The organism is Nocardioides abyssi, assembly GCF_030412915.1.
Lineage (GTDB): Bacteria > Actinomycetota > Actinomycetes > Propionibacteriales > Nocardioidaceae > Nocardioides > Nocardioides abyssi.
The window spans coordinates 351,118-377,644 of the sequence record NZ_JAUHJR010000003.1 but is presented as its reverse complement, the minus strand read 5'-3'; the positions used below and the strand labels follow the sequence as shown (position 1 = coordinate 377,644).

Sequence of the window (26,527 nt, the reverse complement as noted above, 5' to 3'; positions counted from 1 at the left end):
TTCACGGCGCCGCCGGGTCGCGTGGGACCATCGTGCCTCGACGACGGCAGGAGCTACCCGGGTGGAGATGCGGTCCGACGCGGCCGGCGGACCGACGCCTCCTGCTCTGGAGGAGGTCGCCGAGCGGCTGCGCGCCGAGCTCGCCGTCTCCGCGGCGGGGATCGGCACCTTCGACTGGGACGTGGTCACCGGCGAGCTGCGCTGGGACGACCGGCTGCTCGAGATCTTCGGGCTCGGTCGGCACGCGTTCGCCGCGACGATCGAGGCCTTCGAGGCGATGGTGCACCCCGAGGACCGCCCGCGGGTGAACGCGGCGCTGGACCACGCGGTCGAGACGTGCGGGGAGTACGTCGCGGAGTACCGCGTGCTGCGCCCCGACGGGACCACCTGCTGGGTGGTCGCGCGCGGCCGGGCGCTCGCCGGGCCGGACGGGCGAGCGGCGCGGCTGCTCGGGGCGGCGTTCGACAACACCGCGGTGCAGGACGGCGAGGCCCGGGTGCAGCGCGTGCTCGAGGCGATGCCGACGGCGTTCTTCCACCTCGACCGGACGTGGCGGTTCACCTACGCCAACCGGGTCGCGCACCAGCTGCTCGGCGGGGTGAGCAGCCAGCTGGCCGGCGGCGAGATCTGGGAGCTGTTCCCGGCCGCGGTGGGCAGCGACTTCGAGAAGCACTATCGCGGCGCGGCCGAGAGCGGGGAGCCGGTCACCTTCGACGCCTACTACCCGCCGCCGCTGGACGCTTGGTACGAGGTCCGCGCCTGGCCGACCCCCGACGGCCTGTCGGTCTACTTCAACGACGTCACCGACCGCCACGCCGCCCAGGTGCTGCTGGCCCGCGACAGCCGGCGCACGGCGCTGCTGGCCGCGGTGTCCGAGGCGCTCACCGGCAGCCTCGACCCCGAGGTCGGGGTCGGCCGGCTCGCGCAGGTGCTGGTGCCCGAGGTGGCCGACTGGTGCGTGGTGACCCTGGTCTCCGAGAGCGGCCGCGGCCACTGGCGCGAGCGGCTGCGCGACGTCGGCTGGTGGCACGCCGACCCGGCCCGCCGCCCCGAGCTCGACCGGTACGCCGAGCTGCGGGTCTCCTCGCTGACCGATGCCTCCTTCGTGGCCCGCGCGCTCTCGGCGGACGCGCCGGTGGTCATCGCCTCGGGCGCGACGGCCGCGATCGAGCAGGTGCTCGTGCCGGGCACGGCCCGCGAGCTGGTACAGGGCCTGGAGCCGGCGTCGGCGGTGATCGTGCCCCTGCACGGTCGCGGCCGCACGGTCGGCCTGGTGACGCTCTTCCGCGGCGCCGACCGCCCCACCTTCGACGAGGAGGACCTCGCGCTGGTCGCCGAGGTCGCCGCCCGGGCGGGGGTGCACGTCGACAACGCCCGGCTCTACGCCGAGCAGCGCGACCTGGCCGCGGCCCTGCAGCGCAGCATGATGACCGACCCGCCCGACTCGGACTCGCTCGAGGTCGTGGTGCGCTACGAGGCGGCCGCGCAGGCGGCGCAGGTGGGCGGCGACTGGTACGACGCGTTCCGCCAGCGCGACGGGTCCACCGTCGTCGTCATCGGCGACGTGGTCGGCCACGACGTGGCCGCCGCGGCCGCGATGGGCCAGATCCGGACGCTGCTGCGCGGCATCGCCGTGCACACCGGCGACGGGCCGGCCGCGGTGCTGCACGGGGTCGACGACGCGATCGAGGTGCTCGACCTCGCGACCACCGCCACGGCGGCCATCGTGCGCGTCGAGCCGGGCAGCGGCCCCGGGACGACCCGGGTGCGCTGGTCCAACGCCGGCCACCCGCCGCCCGTCGTCGTCGACGAGCGGGGCCAGGTGCACTTCCTGGCCGAGGACGAGGCCGGCCTGCTGCTCGGCCTCCAGCCCGACACCGACCGCACCGAGTCGGTCGTCGAGCTGCGGCGCGGCTCGACGGTGCTGCTCTACACCGACGGCCTCGTCGAGCGACGCGACCAGTCGATCGACGTCGGCCTCTCGCTGCTGGCCGAGCGGCTCGGCGTGCTGGTGCGCGAGGAGCGCGACCTCGAGACCTTCTGCGACGAGCTGCTGCGCCGGATGCTGCCGTCCCGCCGCGAGGACGACGTCGCGCTCGTCGCGGTGCACCTGCGCTGACGCGGGGCCCGGCCCCCGGGCCGAGGTGAGGGAGGACGCGACCCGGGGACCCCATGCCAGCCCCCGAGCCGCGTCCGTGCCGGCGTCGCCGCAGCAGGATGAGGGTTCATCCTCGCTGGCGTCGTCCGACGTGGCCCCGTAGCCGAGCGGTCGCGTCCGATACCCACCCGCTCGGGCGGTCTCAGCCGCTGGACCGGGCGAGCGGGAGGTACGACGCGTCGTCCTCGGTCACGAGCACCACCCGGTCGCCCGCGAGCGGCACCAGGCGCACCGCGTCGAGGTCGTCCCCGCGCTCGGCGAGCACCATCTCGTTGCTGATCTCGCCGTGCGCCAGCCGCAGCACCGAGACGTGGCCGGCCCGGCCCCGCGCGACCACGGTCACCACCGTGCGGATGCCCGGCAGCCAGGCGAGCTGGCGGGGGTCGGTCGCGACGCCGGCCCGCGACCCGGGGGCGTAGTCGACGGTGTCCAGGCGGCGTACGGCGGTGAGGTCGGTGACGTGGAAGAGCCCCGCCTGCGCGCCCCAGCCCGGGCGGCCGTCGCGGTCGCGGACCGGTCCCTCGCCGACGCCGAGCAGCCGCCGCTCGCCGAGCGGGTGGAGGTAGGAGCTGAAGCCGGGGACCTCCAGCTCGCCGAGGTGCCGCGGCGACGCGGGGTCGGTGAGGTCGATCGTGTGCAACGGGTCGACCTGGCGGAAGGTGACCAGGACCGCGAGGTCGTCGAACCACCGGACCGCGGTGATCGTCTCGCCCGGAGCGACGTCGTCGAGCCGGCCCGCCTCGAGCAGCTCGTCGCCCTCCCGCTGAATCGTGACGACGGCGTTGCCGGGTCCGGTCTCCGAGGTGGGGGAGAGGGCGAGGCGCAGCACGCCGTCGGCCTCGTCCATCGCCCACCGGTCGCGGACCGCGCCGTCGACACGGCCGGCGCCGGCGTACCGCGCTCCGGTGCCGTCCAGCTCGAGGTCGAAGACCTGGGTCGTCCCGTCGCCGGGCACGGCCACGCGGCTCGCGCAGGTCGTGCACCGCCCCCAGCCGTCCCAGCCGTCCCAGTCGTCCCCGCCGCCCCAGCCACCGGGGCCGGAGGTGGTGGCGAGGAAGAGGTGGTCGGGGGAGGAGTACGTCGTGGCCGCGTCGGCCGCGATGGCGGTCACGTCCCAGTCGGTCACGTCGTCCGCGGCGAACCCGACCACCGTGGTCGTGCCCGGCGGGGCGGTCGAGCTCGGCACCGCGACGTCGGCGCAGTCGGACAGCTGCTGCTCGGGGCCGCGGTCGACCGAGGCGCGGGGCAGCCAGTCGGCGACGGTGGTGTCGGCGACGAGGGCGCGGTTGCGTCGCTCCGCCTCGGCGAGGGCGGTCCCGCGCCGTCGGTCCGGCTGCACGAAGTCGAGCTCCGGCAGGCCCGTGGAGACGACCAGCCGCACGGTGTCGCCGTGCTGGCGCGCGGTCACCACCGGCGAGGTGAGGTCGACCCGCGTGCGCGGCTCCATCGCCGCGGGGTCGCTGACGTCGACGGTCACCAGCCGGTCCTCGCCGACCACGACGACGGTGTCCCCGGCGAGCAGGATCTCGGCGTCGGTCGTGCCGGTGAGCGCCACGGAACCGATCCGCTCGACCTCGGGCCCGGTGACGTCGTAGGAGGTGAGCCGGCCCTCGGCGTACCGGTAGAGCACCCCTCCGTCGGTCTTGACCAGGTCCGGCTCGTCGACGCCGGCCTCCTGCACGTTGGTGCCGGTGCCGCTGCTGGTGGACCGGGTGACCTTCGCCTCGAGCGGTGCCGCCTCCATGTCGCGCGCGGCCCCGGCCGCCGCGGCGGCGAGGGGGACGGGTCCCGACCAGGTCTCCCAGCCCCACGGGCCGACCAGCTCCTGGGCGGCGTCGACGTAGTGCTCCAGCAGGGCCTCGCAGGACCACGCCGCCACGAGTGCGCCGGAGAAGCCGGTCGCGCTGGTCGCGCCGGTCGTGCCTGTGCCGGGCGTGCCCGGGCCGCCTGCCGAGCCCCGCGGGTCGCCGGTCGCCGCGGTGCCGGCCACGAAGGCGGCGGTGAGGGCGCCGACGGCGAGGAGGCTCCCGGCCAGCCGTCGCCGTCCTCGCCGTCCTCGGCGTCCTCGGGGTCCCTGGGTCTCGTCCACCCCGGGTAGACGCGACGGGGCGATCCCGGGTTCCGTCCGCGCGGACCGTCCGGCGGCTAGCGTGCCGGCGTGCGCCTCAAGCCCGGACGACCCGACCTGCGCCGACACGCCTCACGGCACGACGTGCCCCCGGCGCAGGAGGGGGCCCTCGGGGTGACCTTCCTCGGCGTCTCGACGCTGCTGGTCTCCGACGGGGAGTCGGCGGTGATGACCGACGGGTTCTTCTCCCGGCCCGGGCTGGTGCAGGTGGGGGTCGGCCGGATCGCGCCGTCGCCCGAGCGGATCGACGCCGCGCTGTCCCGCGCGCTCGGCGACGCGGGGGTGACCGGTCTCGAGGCGGTCGTGCCGGTGCACAGCCACTACGACCACGCCCTCGACTCCGCCGTGGTCGCCGACCGCACGGGCGCGGTGCTCGTCGGCGGCACCTCCACGGAGAACCTCGGCCGCGGCGCGGGGCTGCCCGACGACCGGATCCGGGTGATGGCGTCGGGCGAGGCGCTCACCTGTGGCTCGTTCACGCTGGCCTTCACGGCATCGGCCCACTGCCCGCCGGACCGCTACCCGGGCACCATCGACGCACCCGTCGTGCCGCCGGCCCGCACCGCGGCGTACCGCTGCGGCGAGGCGTGGTCGATCCTGCTCACCCACGACCCGAGCGGCCGGACCGCGCTGGTGCAGGGGAGCGCCGGGTACGTCGCCGGGTCGCTCGACGGGCAGCGCGCCGATGTCGTCTACCTCGGCGTGGGGCAGCTCGGCGTGCAGCCGGAGCCGTACCTCGAGGCGTACTGGGAGCACACCGTGCGCGCCGTCGGCGCCCGCCGGGTCGTGCTGACCCACTGGGACGACTTCTTCCGGCCGCTGGACAAGCCGCTGCGGGCGCTGCCCTACGCCGGCGACGACCTCGACGCCAGCATCCGCACCCTCGACCGGCTCGCCACCGCCGACGGCGTCACCGTGCACCTGCCGACCCTGTGGCGGCGCGAGGACCCCTGGTCGGGCCTGCCCGGCTGAGGCGTCAGGCGGCGCTGCGCTCGCAGTAGAGCGAGACCACCATGTCGCCGGAGAGGTCCGGGAAGCCGGTGGTGTGGTTGACCACCTGCCAGCCCTCGTCGAGCATCGTCAGCACGCTGTCGGGCAGCTCGAAGGCCGTCGCGGTGCCCGCCGTCGGCATCTCGGGGGCGGTGATGCGGACCAGGACGAGTCGGCGTTCGGTCATGCCGCGAGCCTACGGACGGCACCTGTCGCGCGGCTCGTCGGCCGGTCGTCGGTGTCGTCATTGACGCGTCCCGCGTGCGGGTGTCTAGTGGTGGGGCCGACTCGGCGGCCCGATGCCAGGGAGCAGACGATGACTGCAGCGACGTACCTCGAGGGCAACTTCGCGCCCGTGGCCACCGAGGTGACCGCCACGGACCTGGAGGTCACCGGCGCGGTGCCGCCGGACCTCGCCGGCAGGTACATCCGCACCGGGCCCAACCCGTTCGCGGCGCAGGCCGACACCTACCACTGGTTCGCGGGCGACGGGATGGTGCACGGCGTCGACCTGCACGGCGGCCGGCCGCGCTGGTACCGCAACCGCTGGGTGCGTGGCCCCGAGGCCAGCGCGCACCTCGGTGAGCCCCCGGTGCCCCACGCGGACGGCGGCTGGTACCCCGGCTCGGGCAACACCAACGTGTTCGCCCACGCCAGCCGGATCCTGGCCGTGACCGAGGGGTCGCTGCCCTACGAGCTGACCTGCGACCTGGAGACGGTCGCCACGCGCAACTTTGGCGGCCCCCTTCCTGCCGGGATCAACGCCCACCCCAAGGTCGACCCGAGCACCGGGGAGATGCACGTGATGAGCTACGGCTTCGACGACCCCGCGTTGCGCTACCACGTGATCAGTTCCGCTGGTGACCTGCTCAGCACGGTCGACATCGCCCTCCCGGCTCCGGTCATGCTCCACGACATGGGCCTGACCGCCACCCGGGTCGTCCTCTTCGACCTGCCGGTGCTCTTCGACCTGGAGCTCGCCCTCCAGGGCGTCGCCCTGCCCTTCCGCTGGCGCCCCGACAACGGGGCCCGGGTCGGGCTCCTGCCCCGGGCCGGCACCGCGTCCGACGTCGTGTGGGTCGACGTCGAGCCGTGCTTCGTCTACCACCCGCTCAACGCCTACGACGACGGTGACCGCGTGGTCATCGACCTGGTGGTGCACGCCCATGCCTTCGCCGAGGACGCCGAGCCCCTCTCCGACCGCCCCCGCCTGGAGCGCTGGACGATCGACCCGCAGGCACGCACGGTCCTCACCGAGACGATCGACGATCGCGGCACCGAGTTCCCCCGCGGGGACGAGCGGCTCACCGGTCGCCCCCACCGCTACGGCTACACGATCGGCGTGCCCTCGGTGCGCGACCTGGGCGGCCTCGGCGACGACCCGCGGACAGCCGTGCGCAAGCACGACCTCCTCGGCGGCACCACCGCCGAGGTGGACCTGGGCCCGGGCCGCATCGCCAGCGAGATGGTCTTCGTCCCGGCCGGCGGCGCGGCCGGCGAGGACGACGGCTGGCTGATGGGCTACGTGTACGACGCGGCGCGCGACGCCAGCGACCTGGTGATCGTCGACGCCCACGACTTCGGGCACCCGGTGGCCACGATCCACCTGCCGACCAGGGTGCCGCAGGGCTTCCACGGCAACTGGATCCCCGACTCAGCCCTCGCCTGAGCTCGCTCGACGAGGTCGCGACCGACGCCGACCCGGGGCAATGGTGAGGGTCCTGGACGTGGAGCACTTCCTCCTGCCGGACCTACAAGACCGACTGGTTCCGCAACCACTGGGTCATCGGGAAGTAGCAGGTGCCCGCGGGCCCCAGCTCGGCTGCCAGGGGTCTCGTCGACGCTCGGGTTTCGAGACAGGCGCTGCGCGCCTTCCTCAACCCACCGGCTGGCGCTCGCTGCTCGACGAGCGGTGGTGCCGGGTGCTTGGTGCGGACGGGCTGGCCTGTAGGCCGGGTTCTGTCCCCGGGCCCCTCGCGGGGCGTCGGGGGGCGACCATCCATCTACGAGCGCCGTTGCCGACGCCCTCCAGCGGTCTACCCGTGCACTCGGGCGGGCAGCCCTCGGACGTGCACGCGTCGCGGGCGGACCCGCGACTTCTTGACCTTGCTCCGGGTGGGGTTTGCCGAGCCGGCCCGGTCGCCCGGGTCGCTGGTGGTCTCTTGCACCACCGTTTCACCCTTGCCGCCCGGCCGGAGCCGGGTGGCGGTCTGTTCTCTGTGGCACTTTCCCGCGGGTCACCCCGGGTGGGTGTTACCCACCACCCTGCCCTGTGGAGCCCGGACCTTCCTCGCCGCACCCGGAGGTGCGCCGCGGTCGCCCGGCCAGCCCATCCGCACGGCAAGGATCGCACAGTCCCGGCGGCCCCCGCACGCGTCGTAGGTTGGACGGCATGGAGGAGTCGAACCAGGAGCCGGCTGAGCTGAAGGCGCCACCGCTGGTCTTCCCGGGGCAGCGGGGGCACGAGTCGGCGTACCGCACCGCCCACGACCTGCTCGCGCGCCGCGCGCCGGTGGAGGCGCTCTCGGTGATCGAGCCGGCGCTGGCGCAGGAGCCGGGCAACACCGGCCTGCGGTCGCTGCGGGCGTGGGCGTACCTGCTGCGCGCCCAGCTCGGTCGGGCCGAGGAGGAGCTCGCCTCGTTGGTGAGCGAGAACCCCGACGACGACTGGGCCCGCCACGCCCTCGGCCGCGCGCTGGAGCGGCAGGCCCGGCTGGTCGAGGCGCTGCCCCACCTGCGGCTGGCCGCGGCGATGAGCGGCGACCCCGAGCACGAGGTGGCGGTGCTGCGGGTGGAGCGGCGGCTCGCCGAGACCGGCCAGGCGTCGTACGACGACCTGACCTGAGCCGCGCGGGTACCTTCGGGCCATGAGCGAGCCCGAGGAGTACTGGTTCTGCGTCAAGCACCACCGCGTCGAGACCAGGGACAACCTCTGTCCCAGCCGGCACCGGCTCGGTCCCTACCCGTCGGCCGCCGAGGCCGAGCGTGCGCTGGAGAAGACCCAGGAGCGCAACGAGGCCTGGGACAACGACCCCGAATGGAACGACGACGCCGACCCGTCGGCCGAGCCGCCCACCGAGCCGCCCGCCGAGCCCGGGGCCTGAGCTTGGATCTCTCGCGTCGTCGCAAGGTCCGCCCGCACAACCCCCGCGCCATCTCGCCCCGCCCGTTCATCGGGATGGGGCTGGTCGCCACCGCGTTCTTCCCGTACGCCGCCAGCGGGCTCGTCGCGCCGTGGTGGGGCGTCGTCGGGCTGATGCTGGTGTGGCTCGCGTCGTTCGTGCTGGCCTGCGCGTGGTGGACCCCGCACCCCGACCGCCTGCCGTGGCTCGGCGCCGCGGTGCTGGTGGGGTGGTTCGTGCTGGTCAACGCCGGCGGGGCGTTCCTCGGCTGGACGGCCTGAGCCCGGCCTGAGCCCGGCCCGGGAAGTCCGGGACCCGGGCGCTCCTCCCGGCGGCGCGCGACGCGCCGACTGGTCCGAGATGTGGTTGCCCGTGTAAGTCGACTGAGTCGATGTGGTTAGATCGGTTCCGCACCATCGGGGGTGCGCGTCCGACGTCCGTCCTGTCCGGAGGAGCCACCGCGCCATGGCCCTGCTCGAGGCTGCCTCGACCACCCCCGCCGCCCTGCGCCGCGGGACCACCACCGACCCGCGCCGCGCGGAGCGGGCCGCCCGGCGGCGTACGCGCCTGCAGCGGCTCGCGATCCACGCCGGCTCGCTGTCGGTGCTGCTCCTGGGCTGGTGGCTGGTCACCCGCACCGGGCTGGTCCGGCCGCTCTACCTGCCGCCGCCTGGTGACGTGTGGGACGCGTTCGTGCGCGCCAACACCGACCACCCGGTCAGCGCGGGCTCGGAGCGGATCGTGCGCGGCGAGCAGAACTACTACCTGTGGGAGCACCTGCTCGCCAGCCTGCAGCGGATCGCGATCGGCGTCGGCGGGGGAGTGCTGCTCGGGGTGCCGCTCGGCCTGCTGATGGGCACGACCTGGCTCGGCGTGGTGCTGGAGCCGTACCTGAACTTCCTGCGCTCGCTCCCGCCGCTGGCCTACATCGGCCTGCTCATCGTCTGGTTCGGGATCGGCGACACCTCCAAGATCTGGCTGCTGTTCCTCGCAGCCTTCCCGCCGGTCGCGATGGCGACGATCAGCGGGGTGCGCGGCGTCCGCGAGGACCAGGTCAACGCGGTGCGTTCCCTGGGCGCCTCGCGCCGGCAGACCCTGACCGCGGTGGTCCTGCCGGCGACCCTGCCGGAGGTGCTGACCGGCATCCGGGTCGCGACCGGCTTCGCGTGGACCACGGTCGTGGCCGCGGAGATCGCCAACGGCATCCCCGGTATCGGCGGGCTGGCCTACCTGGCGGGCGAGCAGCTGCGGACGCCGCTGGTCATTGCCTCCATCCTCGTGATCGGCCTCGCGGCCATCGCTCTCGACCTCGGGTTGAAGTCCCTGGAGAAGTCCCTTGTCCCGTGGCGGGGCAAGGCGTGAACCGGCCGCACGGCCGCATGGAGGAGAACCTGTGAAGACACGACTGACGCGGCCCGCCGCAGCCCTGGCCGCGACCGGCCTGGCCCTGTCCCTGACCGGCTGCGTGGAGTCCGGGCGCAGCAGCAGCGCCACCACCGAGACCGACGCGGCCGAGGTCTCGGCCTGCCCGTGGGAGCCCGACGAGTCGGTGACCACGACCGCGCGCATCGCGTGGCAGGCGATCCCCAACGCCGACCTGGTCGTCAAGGACCTCGGCCTGCTCGAGGCCTGCCTGCCCAACGCGGACATCTCGTGGGTCCAGGCGGCCTCGGGCGGCGACGTGGTGAAGTACTACGGCTCCGGCGACGTCGACCTCGGCCTGATGGGTTCGTCCCCGGCCACGATCGCCTCCTCCGAGCCGGTCGTGCGCGACGTCGACCTCGCGGTCGTCTGGATCCACGACGTCATCGGCGAGGCCGAGTCGCTCGTCGCCCGTGACCCCGAGGTCACCGACATCGCCGACCTGGAGGGCGGGAAGATCGGGGTGCCGTTCAGCAGCACCGCTCACTACTCGCTGCTCCAGGCGCTCGACGAGGCGGGCCTGGACCCGGCCACCGACGTCGAGGTGATCAACCTCGACCCCGAGAAGATGCCCGGCGCCTGGCAGGGCGACCAGATCGACGCCGCCTGGGTCTGGGACCCGGTGCAGAGCCAGCTGCTCGAGGACGGCGGCACGCGCATCCTCTCCAGCGCCGACACCGCGAAGGCCGGGCGCCCGACGTTCGACGTCGGGACCGCGGACAAGGCGTTCCTGGCGGAGAACCCGGAGTTCATGGCCCAGTGGGCCAGGGTCCAGGACCACGCCGTCGGGCTGATCAAGGACGACCCGGCCACGGCCGCCGAGTCGGTCGCGGTGGTGCTCGGCATCGACCCCGCCGACGCCGAGAAGCAGTTCGGCGGGCTGTCCTACCTCAGCGCGCAGGAGCAGGTCGACTACCTCTCCGGCTCCTTCCCGAAGGACCTGCTCACCACCGCGGGCTTCCTGCTCGACCAGGGCGGCATCGACGCCGTCGGCGACCAGAAGCAGTACGCCGACCACGTCGACGCCGGCCCGGCGAGGAGCGCCGTCGGTGGCTGAGCTGGCGCCCCGCGGCATCGCGTTCGAGGACGTGCGGCACCACTTCTCCGTGGGTGGTGCCGCCGTCCCGGCACTCGGGCCGGTCGACCTGCGCATCGAGCCGGGGGAGCTGGTGACGATCGCCGGCCCGTCCGGCTGCGGCAAGACCACGCTGCTGCGGCTGCTCGCGGGCTTCCTGAGCCCCAGCGAGGGTGAGGTCACCGTGGGCGGCCGCCCGGTCGACGGCCCGGCCGCCGAGCGAGGCGTCGTCTTCCAGCAGCCGACGCTCTTCCCGTGGCTCTCGGTGCGCCGCAACGTCGAGCTCGGCCCGCGGCTGCGCGGCGTCGACGGCCCCGCGCGCCGCGACGCGGCCCGGCGCTACCTCGACCTCGTCGGCCTCGCCGAGTTCGCCGACCACCGGCCCTACGAGCTGTCCGGCGGCATGCAGCAGCGCTGCCAGATCGCGCGGGTGCTCGCCAACGAGCCGGACATCGTGCTCATGGACGAGCCGTTCGGTGCGCTCGACGCGCTCACCCGCGAGCGGCTCCAGGACGAGCTGCTGGCGATCTGGCGCTCGACCGGCCGGACCATCCTGTTCATCACCCACAGCGTCGACGAGGCGGTCTTCCTCGGCTCGCGCGTGCTGGTGATGAGCCCGCGCCCGGGCCGGATCGTGCTCGACGAGCGCGCGGTCTTCACCGACCACGGCGAGCGGGTGCCGGCCGAGGAGATCCGTGCGCTGCCGGAGTACGTCGAGCTGCGCGAGGAGGTGCGCCGGGCGATCGCTGCCTGAGCACACCTCGACGCGGGACCGGGTCGCGAGGGCGTCCCCAGCCTGGGCGATTCGCCGGGGCGCGTCCGCTGCGACGCTGGAGCCATGCGCGTGCTCGTCGCCAGCACCGCGGGCTCCGGCCACTTCGGCCCGCTCGTCCCGGTGGCGCGCGCCTGCGTGGACGCGGGCCACCGGGTCGCCGTGGCCGCTCCCGGGTCGTTCGCGCCGGAGGTGGCCCGCAGCGGCCTGCTGCACCTGCCGTTCGACGACGTCCCGCCCGAGCAGCTGGGGCCGGTGATGGGGCGGCTGCCGACGCTCAGCACCGAGGAGGCGAACCGGCTGGTCGTGACCGAGGTGTTCGGCCGGCTCGACGCCCGGGCCGCGCTGCCCGGGGTCACCGAGGTCGTCGAGATGTGGCGGCCCGACCTGGTCCTGCGCGAGCCGGTCGAGCTCGGCTCGCTCGCCGCGGCCCTCGCGGCCGGGATCCCGCAGGCCGTGGTGGCGGTGAACGTCTCCGCGCTGATGGGTCGCGTGGCGGCGTACCTCACCGATCCGCTGGGGGAGCTCGACGGGCTCGTCGGCCTTCCGCCCGGCACCTGCTGCGCGGCGCTGCGCGGGGCGACGACGTTCACGAGCGTCCCGGCCCGGCTCGACGACGCCTGCGGGGAGCGGCTGGCGAGCGGGCCGCTGCACCGCTACCGCGAGACGCCGCCGGCCCCGATGGGCCTGCTGCCCGAGCGGTGGGGCGACCCGGACCAGCCGCTGGTCTACGTGTCGTTCGGGTCGGTGGCGGCCGGGATCCCCACCGTCGCCGGGGTGTACGACGCGGCCCTCGAGGCGCTCGCCGACGAGCCCGTGCGCGTGCTCATGACCACCGGCAACGGCTTCGACCCCGCCGACCTGCGGGTGCCGGCCAACACGCGCGTCGAGCGCTGGTGGCCGCAGGCCGAGGTGCTCCCGCACGCCGCGGCGGTGGTCGGCCACGGTGGCTTCGGGACGACGATGGCGGCGCTCGCCGCCGGGGTGCCGCAGGTCGTGCTGCCGCTCTTCGCCTCCGACCAGTTCCTCAACGCCGAGCACGTCGCCGCGTGCGGGGCCGGCGTCGCGGTGACCGGTGGCGTCGGGGCGGCCGGCGCGCTGCCGGCGGCGCTCGCCGCGGTGCTGCACGAGGAGCAGTACGCCGCGTGCGCGCGCGCCGTCGCCGACGAGATGGCCGCGCTGCCGCCGGTCGCCGACGTCGTGCCGCTCCTGGAGGAGCTCGCCGGCCGGGTCAGCGCGGGCTGACCCGCAGCAGCCGGTCGCGGCCGGAGCCGTTGTCGGTGGTGACCAGCAGGTCGCCGTTCGGGGCGGAGACGACCGAGCGGATCCGGCCGTACTGGCGCAGCGCCGCGGGCGTGCGCGACCCCTTCAGCCGCCCCTTGCCGTCGAAGCGCAGGAACAGCACGCGCTCGCCCTTCTGCACGCCGACGGCGAGCATGCCGGCGTACGACCCCCACCGCTTCCCGCGCACCCAGTCCGCGCCGGACGTCGCGAGCGTCGGGTCGCCCGAGGACCAGCGGGCCTCGCGCTGCTTGCCGGGGAGCGACTGGTCGGTCATCGGGACCTGCTCGTTGTAGCCGGGGACCGGGTGCCAGCCGTGGTCGCCGCCCCGCACGAGCCGGTTGACCTCGTCGTCGCGGTAGCTGCCCTGCTCGACCGACCAGATCGTGCCGTCGGCGCGCTGGGCCAGGCCCTGGACGTTGCGGTGGCCGTAGGTGAAGACGTAGCGCTGGGCGCGGTCGGCGGCCTTCGCGAACGGGTTGCCCGGCCACGGCTTGCCGGTGCGGCGGTCGAGGCGCAGCACCTTGCCGCCCAGCGAGGTCAAGTCGCGCGGGTTGGTCCCGACGGCGGCGTCGCCGGTGCCGACCATGAGCGAGCCGTTGCGCGCGATGAGCAGCCGGCAGCCGCCGTGGCGGCCGCTGGAGGTGGGGAACCCGCCGACGAGCTTGCGCACCGGCTTGGCCGCGCCGTCCTTCAGCTTCCAGGCCATCACGCGCACGTCGTGGCCGCCACCGCCGGTGAACCCGCCCTGGCAGGTGTAGAACCGCTTGTTGCGCCGGAAGTCCGGGTCGACCTCGAGCGACATCAGGCCGGTCTCGCCGGAGACCCAGACCGACCCGCTGGGGAAGTCCAGCGGCCGCGCCCGACCACCCTTCACGACCAGCACGCGAGCGCGGTCGCGCTCGGTGACGAGCAGCCGACCGCCCGGGATCGGCTTGACGTCCCACGGCTTGTCCAGGCCGGAGACGACCGTCCGCACCCGCAGGCCCGGCGTGGCCTTGCCGGCGGCCGCCGCAGGGGCGACCGAGTGCCCGTCGGCGACGAGCGCGCCGGCCGGGGCCGCCGGGAGGACGAGGAGGAGCGAGGGCAGCAGGCCGACCGAGAGCGCGCGCATGGGGGCGACGCTAGCCGCCGGTCGACCTGCTGAGAAGGCTCAGAACGTGTGCTCGGGCCCCGGGAACGTGCCGGCCTTGACGTCGGCGGCGTACTCCTGGGCGGCCGCGAGCAGGACGCCGTGCAGGTCGGCGTACTGCTTGACGAAGCGCGGCATCCGCGCCGTCCGCAGGCCGAAGGCGTCCTGCCAGACCAGCACCTGGCCGTCGCAGCCGACGCCCGCGCCGATGCCGATGGTCGGGATCGCGAGCGAGGAGGTGACCTCCGCGGCGACGTCGCCGGGGACCATCTCCATGACGACGGCGAACGCGCCGGCGTCCTCCATCGCGCGGGCCTCCTCGAGCACCCGCTTCGCCGCCTCGCCGCGGCCCTGGACGCGGTAGCCGCCGAGGGTGTGCTCGCTCTGCGGGGTGAAGCCGATGTGGGCCATCACCGGGATGCCGCCCTCGACGAGCTTGCGCACCTGCGGCGCCATCTCGACGCCGCCCTCGAGCTTGACCGCGTGGGCGCCCGCCTCCTTCATGAACCGGACGGCGGTGAGGTAGGCCTGCTCCGGGGAGGCCTGGTAGCTGCCGAACGGCAGGTCCGCGACGACCAGCGCGCGCCGGGCGGTGCGGGTGACCGCGCGGGCGAGGGGCAGCAGCTCGTCGACGGTCACCGGCAGCGAGGTCTCGTTGCCGAAGACGTTGTTGGAGGCGCTGTCGCCGACCAGGAGGACGTCGATGCCGGCCTCGTCGAAGGTCTGCGCGGCGTACTGCTCGTAGGCGGTGAGCATCGTGAACCGCTCGCCGCGCTCCTTCATCTCGCGCAGGTGGTGGGTGCGGACGCGCTTGACCGGTGCGCTCGCGGCCGGCTTCGCCGGTCCGGTGCCGTACGGCGCGGTCTCCTCGCTCATGGCAGGGCTCCCTCGGGTGTCATCTCGCGGCCTCCTGGTGAGGTCCACGGACCGCCTCCAGGCTAGTGCCGGGGCCGCGCGCGGGCGCCTGTGCCGCTGGTCACGCCGGCGCGACCTGCGCGACCGCAGCCTCGAGGTCGGCGACCACGATGCGCCGCATGCCGAGCATCGCCTGCACGGCGGCGTTGGCCCGGACCGGGTCGGGGTCGGAGGCCAGCTCGTAGAGCCGCGTCGGGACGACCTGCCAGGACAGGCCGAACCGGTCCTTGAGCCAGCCGCACATCGACTCCTCACCGCCGTCGGCCAGCAGCGCGTCCCAGTAGTGGTCCACCTCCGCCTGGTCGCGGCAGGAGATCTCGAACGACACCGCCTCGGTGAACCGGAACCGGGGGCCGCCGTTGATCCCGCGGAACGTGATGCCGTCGAGCACGAAGTCGCCCGCCATCACCGTCCCCGGCTCGCCGGGCCCGGCCTCGGTGTAGCGGCTGAGGTGGCCCAGCGAGGAGCGGGGAAAGACCGACACGTAGAACGCCGCCGCCTCCTCCAGCTGGTCGTCGAACCACAGGCACGGGCTGATGCTGGTCGGGTGGACGGTCATGGTGGCTCCTCGGGTCGTGGTGACACCTCCGACCCGGCGGGAGCGCGGGACTCATCGCCGGGACGTGAGGCGGGACCTGGGCCGGGACCTGGACCGGGACCTGGGCCGGGATCTGGGCCGGGAGGTGGGCCGGGAGGTGGCGGCCGAGGCATGCCGAGCGGCCGACCTGGGAAACTCGCCGGTGTGGACTTCTACTCCGCCTACGCCCACGGGTTCGCGCGCGTCGCGGCCTGCACGATGCCGGTCGCGCTCGGGGACCCCGCGGCCAACGCACGGACCGTCCTGGAGCAGGCGCGCGCCTGCTCGGAGGAGGGCGTCGCGGTCGCGGTCTTCCCCGAGCTGTGCCTGAGCGGGTACTCCGCGGAGGACCTCTTCCTCCAGGACGTCCTGCTCGACGCCGTCGAGGACGCGCTGGCCGAGCTGGTGGCGGCCTCCGAGGAGCTGCTGCCGGTCGTCGTCGTCGGCGCCCCGCTCGCCCACGGCAACCGCGTGCTCAACACCGCGGTCGTCATCCACCGCGGTCGCGTGCTCGGCGTCGCGCCGAAGTCCTACCTGCCGAACTACCGCGAGTTCTACGAGCGCCGCTGGTTCGCCCCCGGGGACGACCTCGGCGGCACCACCGTCGTCGCCGGCCAGGAGGTGCCGCTGGGCAACGACCTGCTCTTCGCCGCGACCGACGTGCGCGGGCTGGTCCTCCACGTCGAGGTGTGCGAGGACATGTGGGTGCCGATCCCGCCCAGCGCCGAGGCCGCGCTGGCCGGCGCGACGGTGCTGGCCAACCTCTCGGGCAGCCCGATCACGGTCGGCCGCGCCGAGGACCGCAAGCTGCTGGCCCGGTCGGCCTCGTCACGCTGCCTGGCGACGTACGTCTATGCGGCGGCCGGCCAGGGCGAGTCGACCACCGACCTGTCGTGGGACGGCCAGACGATGGTCTACGAGCACGGCGAGCTGCTGGGCGAGACCGAGCGGTTCCCCGACGGGCCGCGCCGCACGGTCGTCGACACCGACCTCGACCGCAGCCGCCTCGAGCGGCTGCGCACCGGGACCTTCGACGACAACCGACGCTCGCACGCGTCGTACGCCGACTTCCGCACGGTCGAGTTCGAGCTCGACCCGCCGGCCGACGACATCGGGCTGCGGCGCAAGGTCGACCGCTACCCGTTCGTGCCCGACGACGCCGAGCGGCTCGCCCAGGACTGCTACGAGGCCTACAACATCCAGGTCTCCGGCCTCGAGCGGCGCCTGGAGTCCATTGGTCAGCCGAAGGTCGTCATCGGCGTCTCCGGTGGCCTCGACTCCACCCACGCGCTGATCGTCGCGGCGCGCGCGATGGACCGGCTGGGCCGCCCGCGCAGCGACATCCACGCCTTCACGCTGCCGGGCTTCGCGACCGGGGACACCACGAAGTCCTACGCCACGCGGCTCTCGCAGTCGCTCGGCGTGACCTTCGAGGAGATCGACATCACCGCGGCCGCCTCGCAGATGCTCGAGGACCTCGGCCACCCCTACGCGCAGGGGGAGGAGGTCTTCGACATCACCTTCGAGAACGTCCAGGCCGGCCTGCGCACCGACTACCTCTTCCGGCTCGCCAACCACCGCGGCGGCATCGTCCTGGGCACCGGCGACCTCTCCGAGCTCGCGCTCGGCTGGTGCACCTACGGCGTCGGCGACCAGATGTCGCACTACACGGTGAACTCCGGCGTCCCGAAGACGCTCGTGCAGCACCTCATCCGCTGGGTCATCAGCAGCGGTCAGTTCGAGGACGACACCAACGAGGTGCTCCAGGAGATCCTCGAGCAGGAGATCACCCCCGAGCTGATCCCCACCCGCGAGGACAAGCTGCCTCAGCGCACCGAGGACAGCGTCGGGCCATACGCGCTGCAGGACTTCACGCTCTTCCACGTGCTGCGCTACGGCATGCCGCCCTCGAAGATCGCCTTCATGGCCTGGCACGCCTGGCACGACAAGGAGGAGGGGGAGTGGCCCCCGAACTTCCCCGACCACCGTCGCGCGGAGTACGACCTCGCCGAGGTGCGCCGCTGGCTCGTGCTGTTCGTCCAGCGGTTCTTCGCCAGCCAGTTCAAGCGCTCCGCGCTGCCCAACGGCCCGAAGGTCTCCGCCGGCGGCACCATGTCGCCGCGCGGGGACTGGCGGATGCCGTCGGACGCGTCGGCCGCCGCGTGGCTGGCCGAGATCGAGGCGCACGTCCCGGAGGGGTGAGCCGGGGCGAGTACGCCGTGGCGCGGTGTCTCAGGGGACTTGCGGACCTCTTGAGGGAACGTCGGGGATGAGCCGGGGGGTGCCTTGATCCGGGCTCGGCAGAGTTCAGGTCATCAGCAGCACAGGCGTCGGAGAGACCGGCGGCCCCCTCGCGAAAGGCTCCCCCCCCCGATGACGAACCCCACCGCCGCCCCGAAGTCCCGCAAGGCCGTCAAGAACACCAAGGCCGGCCGCAAGAACCGCAAGACCGCCGTCAAGCTCGTCGCCTCGGTCGCGCTGGTCGCCGGCGCCGCGTCGGTCGCCGGCCTCGGCACGTTCGGTGCGTTCACCTCGACCACCTCGGCCACCGAGTCGGTCGCGGCCGGCACCCTCGTCCTCGGCCAGGGCACCGCTACCCAGGGTCCGAGCATCGCCGCGGCGGGCCTGGTCCCCGGCGACACCGTCGAGCGCGACGTCGTGCTGACCCGCGGCGCCAACGACGAGAAGTTCGGCACCGTCTCGCTGACGACCACCGCGGCCACCAGCAACCTGCTGTCGACCGACACCACCAACGGCCTGCAGATCAGCGTCGACCAGTGCTCCACCGCGTGGGTCAAGATGGACGCGACCAAGACCAACGGCGCCCTGACCTGCAAGGGCACCACCACCCCGGTCCTCGCTCCCCGCCCGGTCATCGGCGCCAACCTCGCCCTGGCCCAGGCGACCACCACCCTCAACGACACCAAGGTCTCCAACCTCCGCGTCACGCTGAAGTTCCCCGAGGCCGCCGACAACAAGTTCCAGGGCGTCGCCAACACCATCAACCTCGTCTTCGACGCCACGCAGCGCGCCAACGAGAACCGCTGACCCAACAGGAGCGAGCGGCTCCACCCCCTGACCCCGAGCGGTCGCCGGCGATCCCGGCGGCCGCTCGTGGCACGTCCGGACGAGAAAGCCGCCGCACCCGTGCAACCGGGCACCCCGCCCAGGCGTCACCTCCTCGCAGACCGGGACACGGAGTCCCGGCGTCGAGCAGGAAGCAGGAAGAACGATGACGTTCCGCACCGCGGCGGCGATCGCCGCAGCGTCCCTGGCGCTCTCGGGCGCGGTCGCGGCGGGCACGCCGGCCACCGCCGCCGCCCCCACGAGCGCCCCGGCCACCCCCGGCAGCACGAGCACCGCGCTGCCCGACCTGACCACGCTGGCCTACGAGGTCCCCGACTGCGAGGGCTGCACGATCCGGCTGGCCAACGTCCGGCTGCCGGAGGGCGCGGACCAGCCGGTCGTGTGGCAGTCCAAGGCCAAGCAGGTCGAGGACGGTGAGGTCCGGTTCATGGTCGCGCCGCGCCGCACCTGGGGCATGTCGATGACGATCGAGACCCCGTGGGAGGGCCAGACCGGCTACGTCACCTCGGTCGTGCAGCGCTACCGCGGCAAGGCCGTCGGCGACCGGGTGAGCTTCAAGCAGGCGCGCAAGGCAGGCGTCGCGAGCTCGTGCTGGGCCGGCACCCGCAGCGACGAGGTCCGCACCAAGGTGGTCGTCCGCAAGGTCATGGTCGACGGCGTGAAGAAGAAGGTGCCGGGCACCCTCGCCTTCACCCGCGTCACGCAGGACTGGCACGACCCGATGCGTCGGGCGTACGGCGGCGTGCTGGGCACCCAGGACGCCGACATCTGCCACGGCTGACCGTGGCCCTAGGCTGGCGCCATGGGCAAGCAGGAAGACTTCGTTCTCCGCAGTCTCGAGGAGCGTGACGTCCGTTTCGTCCGCCTCTGGTTCACCGACGTGCTCGGCTTCTTGAAGTCCGTGGCCGTGGCGCCGGCCGAGCTCGAGGGAGCCTTCGCCGAGGGGATCGGCTTCGACGGCTCGGCCATCGAGGGCTTCGCCCGGGTCTACGAGGCCGACATGCTGGCCAAGCCGGACCCGTCGACCTTCCAGATCCTCCCGTGGCGCGGCGAGGGCCCCTCGACGGCGCGGATGTTCTGCGACATCGAGATGCCCGACGGCTCGCCGTCGTACGCCGATCCCCGCCACGTCCTCAAGCGCACGCTGAGCAAGGCGGCCGACCGCGGGTTCACCTTCTACACCCACCCCGAGATCGAGTTCTACCTGTTCAAGAACGCCCCCGAGGCGGGCGAGGAGCCGGTGCCGGTCGACCGCAGCGGCTACTTCGACCACACCGCGCAGTCCAAGGGCGCCGACTTCCGCCGCGAGGCGATCACGATGCTGGAGTCGATGGGCATCTCGGTGGAGTTCAGCCACCACGAGGCTGGTCCGGGCCAGCAGGAGATCGACCTGCGGTACGCCGACGCGCTGACCACCGCCGACAACATCATGACCTTCCGCACCGTCATCCGCGAGGTCGCGCTGGGCCAGGGGATCTGGGCGACGTTCATGCCCAAGCCGTTCACCACCCACCCCGGGTCGGGCATGCACACCCACGTCTCGCTCTTCGAGGGCGACCAGAACGCCTTCTACGAGCCGGGCGCGCAGTACCAGCTCTCGCGCACCGGCCGGCAGTTCATCGCCGGCGTCCTGCACCACGCCCGCGAGATCAGCGTCGTCACCAACCAGTGGGTCAACTCCTACAAGCGGATGATGTTCGGCGGCGAGGCGCCGTCCTACATCTGCTGGGGCCACAACAACCGCTCGGCGATGGTCCGCGTGCCGATGTACAAGCCCAACAAGGGCCAGTCGACCCGTGTCGAGCTGCGCACGATCGACGCGGCCTGCAACCCCTACCTCGCCTTCGCCGCGGTGCTCGCCGCCGGCATGAAGGGCATCGAGGAGGAGTACGAGCTGCCCCGCGAGGCCGAGGACGACGTGTGGTCGCTGACCGAGCGCGAGCGCACCGCGCTGGGCATCGAGCCGCTCCCGAAGAACCTCAACGAGGCGATCACCATCGCCGAGAGCTCAGAGCTGCTGGCCGAGACCCTCGGCGAGCAGGTCTTCGACTACTTCCTCCGCAACAAGCGCGCGGAGTGGGACGAGTACCGCGGCCAGGTCTCCGCCTTCGAGCGGGACCGCATGCTGCCGGTGCTCTGATCGCCGTGGCCACGGAGGGGACGGTCGTCTACAGCCAGGACCGCACGCGCCGCCTGCGGATGGCGCTCTACGTCGCGCTCGGGCTCGGCGTGGTCGTGGCCGCGCTCGCGGTGTGGATCCTGGTGGGTGTGCTGCCCGACGACAGCGGCGCGCTGACGTACGCCGTCTCGCTCACCGCCGCCGCCGTCGTCGTCCTGGGCGTGACGACCTTCGCGCTGCGGGCGCTCCCGTCGCGGACCGTCGAGGCCAAGCGGTGGTGCGTCGCCGTCGGCGTCGTGCTCATCCCGGTCTCGGTGCTGCTGGGCCAGCTCGGCTTCGTGACGATCGTCGTGGGGCTCAGCGTGGTCTTCCTCGCGCTCATCGCCGACGACCCGGCGCTGGACACCCGGCCGGGCGTGCCGAAGGGCTACCGCCGGTGACCGGCCCCCGGGTGCTCGTCGTCGAGCACGACCGCGACTGCCCGCCCGCGCTCGTCGGCGACTGGCTGGCCGACGCCGGCTGCACCCTCGACGTCGTCCGTCCGTACGCCGCCGGGCAGCTGCCCGAGCGGCTCGACCCGGCGCAGCACGACGCCCTGCTGGTGCTCGGCGGGCCGATGGGCGTGCGCGACACCGGGCGGCACGCGTGGCTGGCGCCGACCATGGACCTCGTGCGCGAGGCGGTCGACGCCGGCGTGCCCACCCTCGGCATCTGCCTGGGGCACCAGCTCGTGGCGACCGCGCTCGGCGGCGCGGTCGATGCGAACCCGGAGGGCCAGCAGCTCGGCCTGCTCGACGTCGGCTGGACGGGCGCGGCCGCGGACGACCCGCTCGTCGGTGGACTGGTCGGCGGCGCGCGGCGGGGCGTGCACTGGAACAACGACGTCGTCACGACCGTCCCCGACGACGCGGTGGTGCTGGCCCGCACCGAGGACGGCTGCGTGCAGGCCGCGCGCCTCGCCCCGGCCGCCTGGGGGCTGCAGCTGCACCCCGAGGTCACCGCCGAGGTGCTGCGCCCGTGGGCGGAGGACGACCGTGGCTCCCACGAGGCGCGCGGCATCGACCAGGACCGGCTGCTCGCCGACATCGCCGGCGCCCGCGCCGAGCTGGAGGCGGCCTGGCGGCCGCTCGCGCAGCGGTTCGCCGAGCTGGCGGCCGCGCGGCCGGGAGCCGGGGACCGGTGAACCGGACGGCGACCTCGAAGGGTGCCCTGCTGCGGCTGGGCTTCCTCGACAGCGAGGCCGCCGTCGAGCACCTGCGCGCGCTGGGGCCGGTCGCCGAGGAGCTGCTGCACCTGCTGGCCCGCACCGCCGACCCCGACCTCGCGCTCGGCAGGCTGGTGCGGCTCGCCGAGGCGCTCGACGACGGCGCCGACGGGCCGGGGGCGATGCTCGAGGCGCTCGCCGACGACGAGGGCACCGCGATGCGGCTGCTGAGCGTGCTCGGCGCGTCGGCCGCCCTCGGCGACCACCTCGTCCGGCACCCGACCCACTGGCGCGAGCTCACCGACCCGACGCTCGGCTCGACCCGCCCGGCGGCGTACGCCCTGCGTGCGGAGCTGCTGGCCAGCGTCGGCGCGGACCCCGCGGCCGCCGAGCCGGTCGCGACCCTGCCCGACGCCGAGGCGCTCGACGCGCTGCGCGTGGAGTACCGCCGGCTGCTGCTGCGCCTCGCCGCCCGCGACCTCGCCCACGCCCTCGGCGTCGACGACACCGCCGCCGAGCTCAGCGACCTCGCGGCCGGCACGCTCGAGGCGGCGCTCGCCGTCGCCCGGCAGCGGGTGGGGGAGCAGGCCTCGCTCGCGCGGCTGGCGGTCGTCGCGATGGGCAAGTGCGGCGGGCACGAGCTCAACTACGTCTCCGACGTCGACGTCGTCTTCGTCCACGAGCCGGCCGAGGGCGCCGACGACCACGCGGCGCTCCGGGCGGCGACCCAGCTGGCCGGCAACATGATGCAGGTCTGCTCCGACCACACCGGCGAGGGCACGATCTGGCCCGTCGACGCCGCCCTGCGCCCCGAGGGCAAGGCCGGTCCGCTCACCCGCACGCTCGCCAGCCACCGCGGCTACTACGAGCGGTGGGCCAAGACGTGGGAGTTCCAGGCGCTGCTCAAGGCGCGCCCGGTCGCCGGTGACAAGGCGCTCGGCGCGGCGTACGTCGAGATGGCCGCGCCGCTGGTGTGGAGCGCGGCCGAGCGCGAGGGGTTCGTCGCCGACACCCGCGCAATGCGCCGCCGGGTCGTCGAGCACATCCCCGCCCGCGAGGCCGACCGCCAGCTCAAGCTCGGCTCGGGCGGGCTGCGCGACGTGGAGTTCGCCGTGCAGCTGCTGCAGCTGGTCCACGGCCGCGGCGACGAGTCGATCCGTGGCACCGCCACGCTCAGCGCGCTCGCCCAGCTGACCCGCGGGGGCTACGTCGGTCGCGAGGACGGCGAGGCGCTGCACGAGGCGTACGCCTTCCTGCGCACCCTCGAGCACCGCATCCAGCTCTTCCAGCTGCGCCGCACCCACGTCGTGCCCGACGAGGAGGAGGCGATGCGCCGGCTCGGGCGCAGCGTCGGCTACCTGCGCGACTCCGCCGCGGCGCTGGACAAGGAGTGGCAGCACCACCGCCGCGAGGTGCGGCGGCTGCACGAGAAGATCTTCTACCGCCCGCTGCTCGAGGCGGTCGCCGCGATCCCCGGCCCCGGGACCCGGCTCTCGACCGAGGCGGCGGGGGAGCGGCTCGCCGCGCTCGGCTACCTCGATGCGAAGGCCGCGCTGCGCCACCTCGAGGCGCTCACGACCGGCGTCTCCCGCAGCGCCAACATCCAGCGCGCGCTGCTGCCGGTGATGCTCCAGTGGTTCGCCGACGGGCCCGACCCCGACGGGGGGCTCTTCGGCTTCCGGCGGATCAGCGAGGCGCTCGGCGACAGCCCGTGGTACCTCAAGACGCTGCGCGACGAGGGCCAGGTCGCCGAGCGGCTCGCCCAGGTGCTGTCGCGCTCGCGCTACGCCACCAGCCTGCTCGAGCGCGAGCCGCAGGGCGTGCGGATGCTCGGCGAGGACCTCACCCCGCTCGGCGCCGAGGCGCTGGTGGAGGAGATGTGCGCGTCCGCCGGCCGCCAGCAGGACGTCGAGAAGGCCGTCCGCGCGGTCCGGTCGATCCGCCGCCGCGAGCTCTTCCGCATCGCCGCCGGCGACCTGGTCGGGCTGATCCCGGTCGACACGGTCGGTGCCGCGCTGAGCCGGCTCACCGACGCCACCCTCGAGGCGACCCTCCACGTCGTGGGCCGGGAGGTCTGCCGGCAGCGGGGTCTCGACGAGGCGCCGACCCGGATCGCGGTCGTGGCGATGGGGCGGTACGGCGGCTTCGAGCTGTCCTACGGCTCCGACGCCGACGTGCTCTTCGTGCACGAGCCGGAGCCGGGCGCCGACCCGCAGCGGGCGTCGTCGTACGCCCAGGCGGTCGCCAACGAGCTGCGCCGCCTGCTCGGCCTCCCCGGCGGCGACCCGCCGCTCGCGGTCGACGCCGACCTGCGCCCGGAGGGCAAGCAGGGGCCGCTCGTGCGCACGATCGGCTCCTACGCGGCGTACTACGCGAAGTGGTCGAAGGTATGGGAGGCCCAGGCGCTCCTGCGTGCCGACGCGGTCGTGGGCGACCTCGACCTGCGCCGTCGCTTCGAGGAGCTCGTCGACCCGCTGCGCTTCCCCGAGGGCGGCATCTCCGACGACGACGTGCTCGAGGTGCGCCGGATCAAGGCGCGCGTGGACCGCGAACGGCTGCCCCGGGGCGCCGACCCCCAGATGCACCTCAAGCTCGGGCGCGGCGGGCTGGCCGACGTCGAGTGGACCGTGCAGCTGCTCCAGATGCGCCACGCCCACGAGGTCGACGGGCTGCGGACGACCCGGACGATGACGGCGCTCGACGCCGCCCGCGACGCCGGGCTCGTCGAGCCCGCCGACGCGGAGGTGCTCCAGCAGACCTGGCGCCACGTCAGCCGCACCCGCAACGCGGTCACGCTGGTGCGCGGCACCCCCTCGGACCAGCTGCCCCGCGACGCGCGCGAGCGGGCGGCGGTGGCGAGCATCCTCGGCTACCCCTCCGGCGAGACCGAGGCGATGGTCAACGACCACCTGCGGCACACCCGGCTGGCCACGGCCGTGGTCGATCGCGTCTTCTGGGGCTGAGCCGGGTATCGAGCAGCCATGACCGCACCCGAGACCGCGCGCAAGGCCACCGAGCTGCTGCGCCTCCACCAGGCCCCTGAGCTGCTCACCGTCGTCAACGTCTGGGACGCGATCAGCGCGAAGGTCGTCACCGACGTGCCCGGCACCCGGGCCCTGGCCACCGCCAGCCACTCGATCGCCGCGACCCTCGGCCACGAGGACGGGGAGAACATCCCGCTCGCGGAGATGCTCGACATGGTCGGGCGCATCGTCCGCGCGACCGAGCTGCCCGTCACCGCCGACCTCGAGGGCGGGTACGGCGACGCGGCCGGCACGATCCGCCGCGCGATCGACATCGGCGTCGTCGGCGCGAACCTCGAGGACCAGGTCAAGCCCCTCGCCGAGGCCGCCCGCCAGGTCGAGGACGTCATGCGGGTCGCCGAGCAGGCCGGCGTCGGCGACTTCATGCTCAACGCCCGCACCGACGTCTTCCTCCAGGCGGGCGACCGCGACCACGGCGAGGTGCTCGCAGACGGGACCGAGCGGTGCCGCGCGTTCCTCGACGCCGGTGCCCCGGTCGTCTTCGTGCCGGGCTTCCTCTCCGAGGACGACGTCGCGCACCTGGTCGACGCCCTCGGCCCGCAGCGGCTGACCCTCATCGGCCTGCCCGGCCACGTCCCGCTCGCCCGGCTCGAGGAGCTCGGCGTCGCCCGGGTCAGCTTCGGCCCGGTCTCCCAGAACGTCGCCCTCACCGCGCTCCAGCAGATGGTCGAGGAGGTCCACCGCGGCGGCACCGCCCCCGAGGACACCCGCCGCCTGAACTGACGGGGCACGCCTCGCGGCCGCGTGGGATGATCTCGCGCGTGGAGCGTCGGATCGACCCCGTGGTGCTGTGGGCACGCGCGCTCGTGGTCACGGCGCTGGCGGTCTTCCTCGGCGCGGCCGGCCACGTCACCGCGGACGGGCTGCTGCCCGGGCCCGGCGTGCTGGCGCTGCTCATCGTCGTGGGCGCGGTCGTCTCCGCGTCGCTGCTGGCCCGGCCGGCCTCGACGCTGCGGATGGTCGTGCTGCTCGTGCTCGGCCAGGCCGGCGTCCACGCCGTCCTGACCGCGACCGGCGGCCACGTGGGCGACAAACCGGGCGCAGCCACCCCGCTCCCGGCCACCGGCGGCGGCGCGCTGCCGGTCGTCGACGGTCGGCGGGTCGGTTCCCTGCAGCAGGCCTACGAGACCGGCGGACACGCGGCCGCGCCGACGCTGCCGGTCGGCCACCTCGTCTCCGACCTGACCGCCCACGCGCCGATGATGGCGGTCCACCTCGTGGCCGCCGTCCTCGTCGGGCTCTGGCTGGCGGTGGGGGAGCGGTCGCTGTGGACGCTCGTCGCGCTCGCCTCGACCGCCTTCCTGCGGCCGTCCCTGCTCGCGCTCGCCGCGCTCCGCACGATTCGCGTGCCGGTGACGGTCACGGCCCCGGTCCGTGCCGACGAGCCGCTCCCACGCACCACCCACCTCCTCGCGCGCTGCGTCGTACGCCGCGGCCCGCCTCTCCTCGCGGCCTGACCCGGCCCCACACCTCGTCCACAGCGGACCGCCACCGTCGGCGG

At 74.2% G+C, this 26,527-nt stretch carries 24 protein-coding genes and 1 other RNA gene; 19 read left to right on the top strand and 6 right to left on the bottom strand.

Going from position 1 to position 26,527, the window contains the following annotated elements:
- Nucleotides 1–67 precede the first annotated feature (67 nt).
- Nucleotides 68–2,119 carry a SpoIIE family protein phosphatase gene (locus tag QWY29_RS10745; protein ID WP_300960786.1) on the top strand — a complete coding sequence of 684 codons (2,052 nt, stop codon included), beginning with the start codon at nt 68–70 and terminating at the stop codon, nt 2,117–2,119.
- A 181-nt stretch (nt 2,120–2,300) separates the two neighbouring features.
- On the opposite strand, the gene QWY29_RS10740 is transcribed toward QWY29_RS10745, so the two are convergent.
- On the bottom strand, nt 2,301–4,148 hold the full coding sequence (locus tag QWY29_RS10740; protein WP_300960752.1) for a beta-propeller domain-containing protein: 1,848 nt from the start codon (nt 4,146–4,148) through the stop codon (nt 2,301–2,303).
- A gap of 168 nt (nt 4,149–4,316) precedes the next feature.
- On the opposite strand from QWY29_RS10740, the gene QWY29_RS10735 reads away from it, so the two are divergent.
- Entirely contained in the window at nt 4,317–5,258 is a 942-nt protein-coding gene (locus tag QWY29_RS10735; protein WP_300960751.1) for an MBL fold metallo-hydrolase, read from the top strand.
- A 4-nt stretch (nt 5,259–5,262) separates the two neighbouring features.
- Here the strand turns inward: QWY29_RS10735 and QWY29_RS10730 are convergent, their stop codons facing one another.
- Nucleotides 5,263–5,463, bottom strand: a complete 201-nt coding sequence (locus QWY29_RS10730; protein WP_300960750.1) for a hypothetical protein — start codon at nt 5,461–5,463, stop codon at nt 5,263–5,265.
- Nucleotides 5,464–5,592: 129 nt separating this feature from the next.
- Here QWY29_RS10730 and QWY29_RS10725 point away from each other — a divergent pair, with 129 nt between their 5' ends.
- The gene (locus tag QWY29_RS10725; RefSeq protein WP_300960749.1) at nt 5,593–6,945 is read left to right on the top strand and encodes a carotenoid oxygenase family protein; all 1,353 of its coding nucleotides are present in this window, start codon (nt 5,593–5,595) and stop codon (nt 6,943–6,945) included.
- 263 nt (nt 6,946–7,208) lie between these two features.
- Here the strand turns inward: QWY29_RS10725 and rnpB are convergent.
- An RNA gene (rnpB, locus tag QWY29_RS10720) (RNase P RNA component class A) lies at nt 7,209–7,608 on the bottom strand.
- A gap of 60 nt (nt 7,609–7,668) precedes the next feature.
- Here rnpB and QWY29_RS10715 point away from each other — a divergent pair.
- From QWY29_RS10715 to QWY29_RS10685, 7 genes are all read left to right on the top strand, one after another.
- A complete protein-coding gene (locus QWY29_RS10715) occupies nt 7,669–8,121 on the top strand; it encodes a tetratricopeptide repeat protein (RefSeq protein WP_300960747.1) in 453 nt (150 codons plus the stop codon).
- A 22-nt stretch (nt 8,122–8,143) separates the two neighbouring features.
- The gene (locus QWY29_RS10710; RefSeq protein ID WP_300960745.1) at nt 8,144–8,380 is read left to right on the top strand and encodes a hypothetical protein; all 237 of its coding nucleotides are present in this window, start codon (nt 8,144–8,146) and stop codon (nt 8,378–8,380) included.
- A gap of 2 nt (nt 8,381–8,382) precedes the next feature.
- Nucleotides 8,383–8,679 (top strand): hypothetical protein, encoded by a 297-nt coding sequence (locus QWY29_RS10705; protein WP_300960744.1) that lies wholly within the window; start codon nt 8,383–8,385, stop codon nt 8,677–8,679.
- A gap of 184 nt (nt 8,680–8,863) precedes the next feature.
- On the top strand, nt 8,864–9,760 hold the full coding sequence (locus QWY29_RS10700; RefSeq protein WP_300960743.1) for an ABC transporter permease: 897 nt from the start codon (nt 8,864–8,866) through the stop codon (nt 9,758–9,760).
- Between the two features lie 31 nt (nt 9,761–9,791).
- Nucleotides 9,792–10,877, top strand: a complete 1,086-nt coding sequence (locus QWY29_RS10695) for a taurine ABC transporter substrate-binding protein (protein WP_300960742.1) — start codon at nt 9,792–9,794, stop codon at nt 10,875–10,877.
- Nucleotides 10,870–11,649, top strand: coding sequence for an ABC transporter ATP-binding protein (locus tag QWY29_RS10690; protein ID WP_300960741.1), 780 nt, complete (start codon nt 10,870–10,872; stop codon nt 11,647–11,649). The genes QWY29_RS10695 and QWY29_RS10690 overlap by 8 nt, the downstream gene beginning before the upstream one ends.
- 84 nt (nt 11,650–11,733) lie before the next feature.
- On the top strand, nt 11,734–12,912 hold the full coding sequence (locus QWY29_RS10685; protein ID WP_300960740.1) for a glycosyltransferase: 1,179 nt from the start codon (nt 11,734–11,736) through the stop codon (nt 12,910–12,912).
- Here the strand turns inward: QWY29_RS10685 and QWY29_RS10680 are convergent.
- The 3 genes from QWY29_RS10680 to QWY29_RS10670 all read right to left on the bottom strand — a co-directional run bounded on the left by QWY29_RS10680 (nt 12,899) and on the right by QWY29_RS10670 (nt 15,554).
- On the bottom strand, nt 12,899–14,062 hold the full coding sequence (locus QWY29_RS10680; protein ID WP_300960739.1) for a PQQ-dependent sugar dehydrogenase: 1,164 nt from the start codon (nt 14,060–14,062) through the stop codon (nt 12,899–12,901). The two genes, QWY29_RS10685 and QWY29_RS10680, sit on opposite strands and share 14 nt — an antisense overlap.
- 39 nt (nt 14,063–14,101) lie before the next feature.
- Entirely contained in the window at nt 14,102–14,956 is an 855-nt protein-coding gene (panB, locus tag QWY29_RS10675) for a 3-methyl-2-oxobutanoate hydroxymethyltransferase (protein WP_300960738.1), read from the bottom strand.
- Nucleotides 14,957–15,056: 100 nt separating this feature from the next.
- Entirely contained in the window at nt 15,057–15,554 is a 498-nt protein-coding gene (locus QWY29_RS10670) for a VOC family protein (protein ID WP_300960737.1), read from the bottom strand.
- Nucleotides 15,555–15,704: 150 nt separating this feature from the next.
- On the opposite strand from QWY29_RS10670, the gene QWY29_RS10665 reads away from it, so the two are divergent.
- The 9 genes from QWY29_RS10665 (at nt 15,705) to QWY29_RS10625 (ending at nt 26,483) form a co-directional block, all read left to right on the top strand.
- On the top strand, nt 15,705–17,774 hold the full coding sequence (locus QWY29_RS10665) for an NAD(+) synthase (protein ID WP_300960734.1): 2,070 nt from the start codon (nt 15,705–15,707) through the stop codon (nt 17,772–17,774).
- Nucleotides 17,775–17,945: 171 nt separating this feature from the next.
- Nucleotides 17,946–18,620: a TasA family protein gene (locus QWY29_RS10660; RefSeq protein WP_300960733.1), complete on the top strand. Its 675-nt coding sequence runs from the start codon at nt 17,946–17,948 to the stop codon at nt 18,618–18,620.
- 184 nt (nt 18,621–18,804) lie between these two features.
- Nucleotides 18,805–19,440, top strand: a complete 636-nt coding sequence (locus QWY29_RS10655) for a hypothetical protein (protein ID WP_300960732.1) — start codon at nt 18,805–18,807, stop codon at nt 19,438–19,440.
- A gap of 21 nt (nt 19,441–19,461) precedes the next feature.
- The gene (glnA, locus tag QWY29_RS10650) at nt 19,462–20,799 is read left to right on the top strand and encodes a type I glutamate--ammonia ligase (RefSeq protein ID WP_300960730.1); all 1,338 of its coding nucleotides are present in this window, start codon (nt 19,462–19,464) and stop codon (nt 20,797–20,799) included.
- Between the two features lie 5 nt (nt 20,800–20,804).
- Entirely contained in the window at nt 20,805–21,218 is a 414-nt protein-coding gene (locus QWY29_RS10645; RefSeq protein WP_300960729.1) for a hypothetical protein, read from the top strand.
- Nucleotides 21,215–21,961: a type 1 glutamine amidotransferase gene (locus QWY29_RS10640; RefSeq protein WP_300960727.1), complete on the top strand. Its 747-nt coding sequence runs from the start codon at nt 21,215–21,217 to the stop codon at nt 21,959–21,961. Before QWY29_RS10645 ends, QWY29_RS10640 begins: the two co-directional genes overlap by 4 nt.
- Nucleotides 21,958–24,945, top strand: coding sequence for a bifunctional [glutamine synthetase] adenylyltransferase/[glutamine synthetase]-adenylyl-L-tyrosine phosphorylase (locus tag QWY29_RS10635; RefSeq protein WP_300960725.1), 2,988 nt, complete (start codon nt 21,958–21,960; stop codon nt 24,943–24,945). Before QWY29_RS10640 ends, QWY29_RS10635 begins: the two co-directional genes overlap by 4 nt.
- A gap of 18 nt (nt 24,946–24,963) precedes the next feature.
- Nucleotides 24,964–25,749 (top strand): isocitrate lyase/PEP mutase family protein, encoded by a 786-nt coding sequence (locus tag QWY29_RS10630; RefSeq protein WP_300960724.1) that lies wholly within the window; start codon nt 24,964–24,966, stop codon nt 25,747–25,749.
- Between the two features lie 38 nt (nt 25,750–25,787).
- On the top strand, nt 25,788–26,483 hold the full coding sequence (locus QWY29_RS10625) for a hypothetical protein (protein ID WP_300960723.1): 696 nt from the start codon (nt 25,788–25,790) through the stop codon (nt 26,481–26,483).
- Nucleotides 26,484–26,527 lie beyond the last annotated feature (44 nt).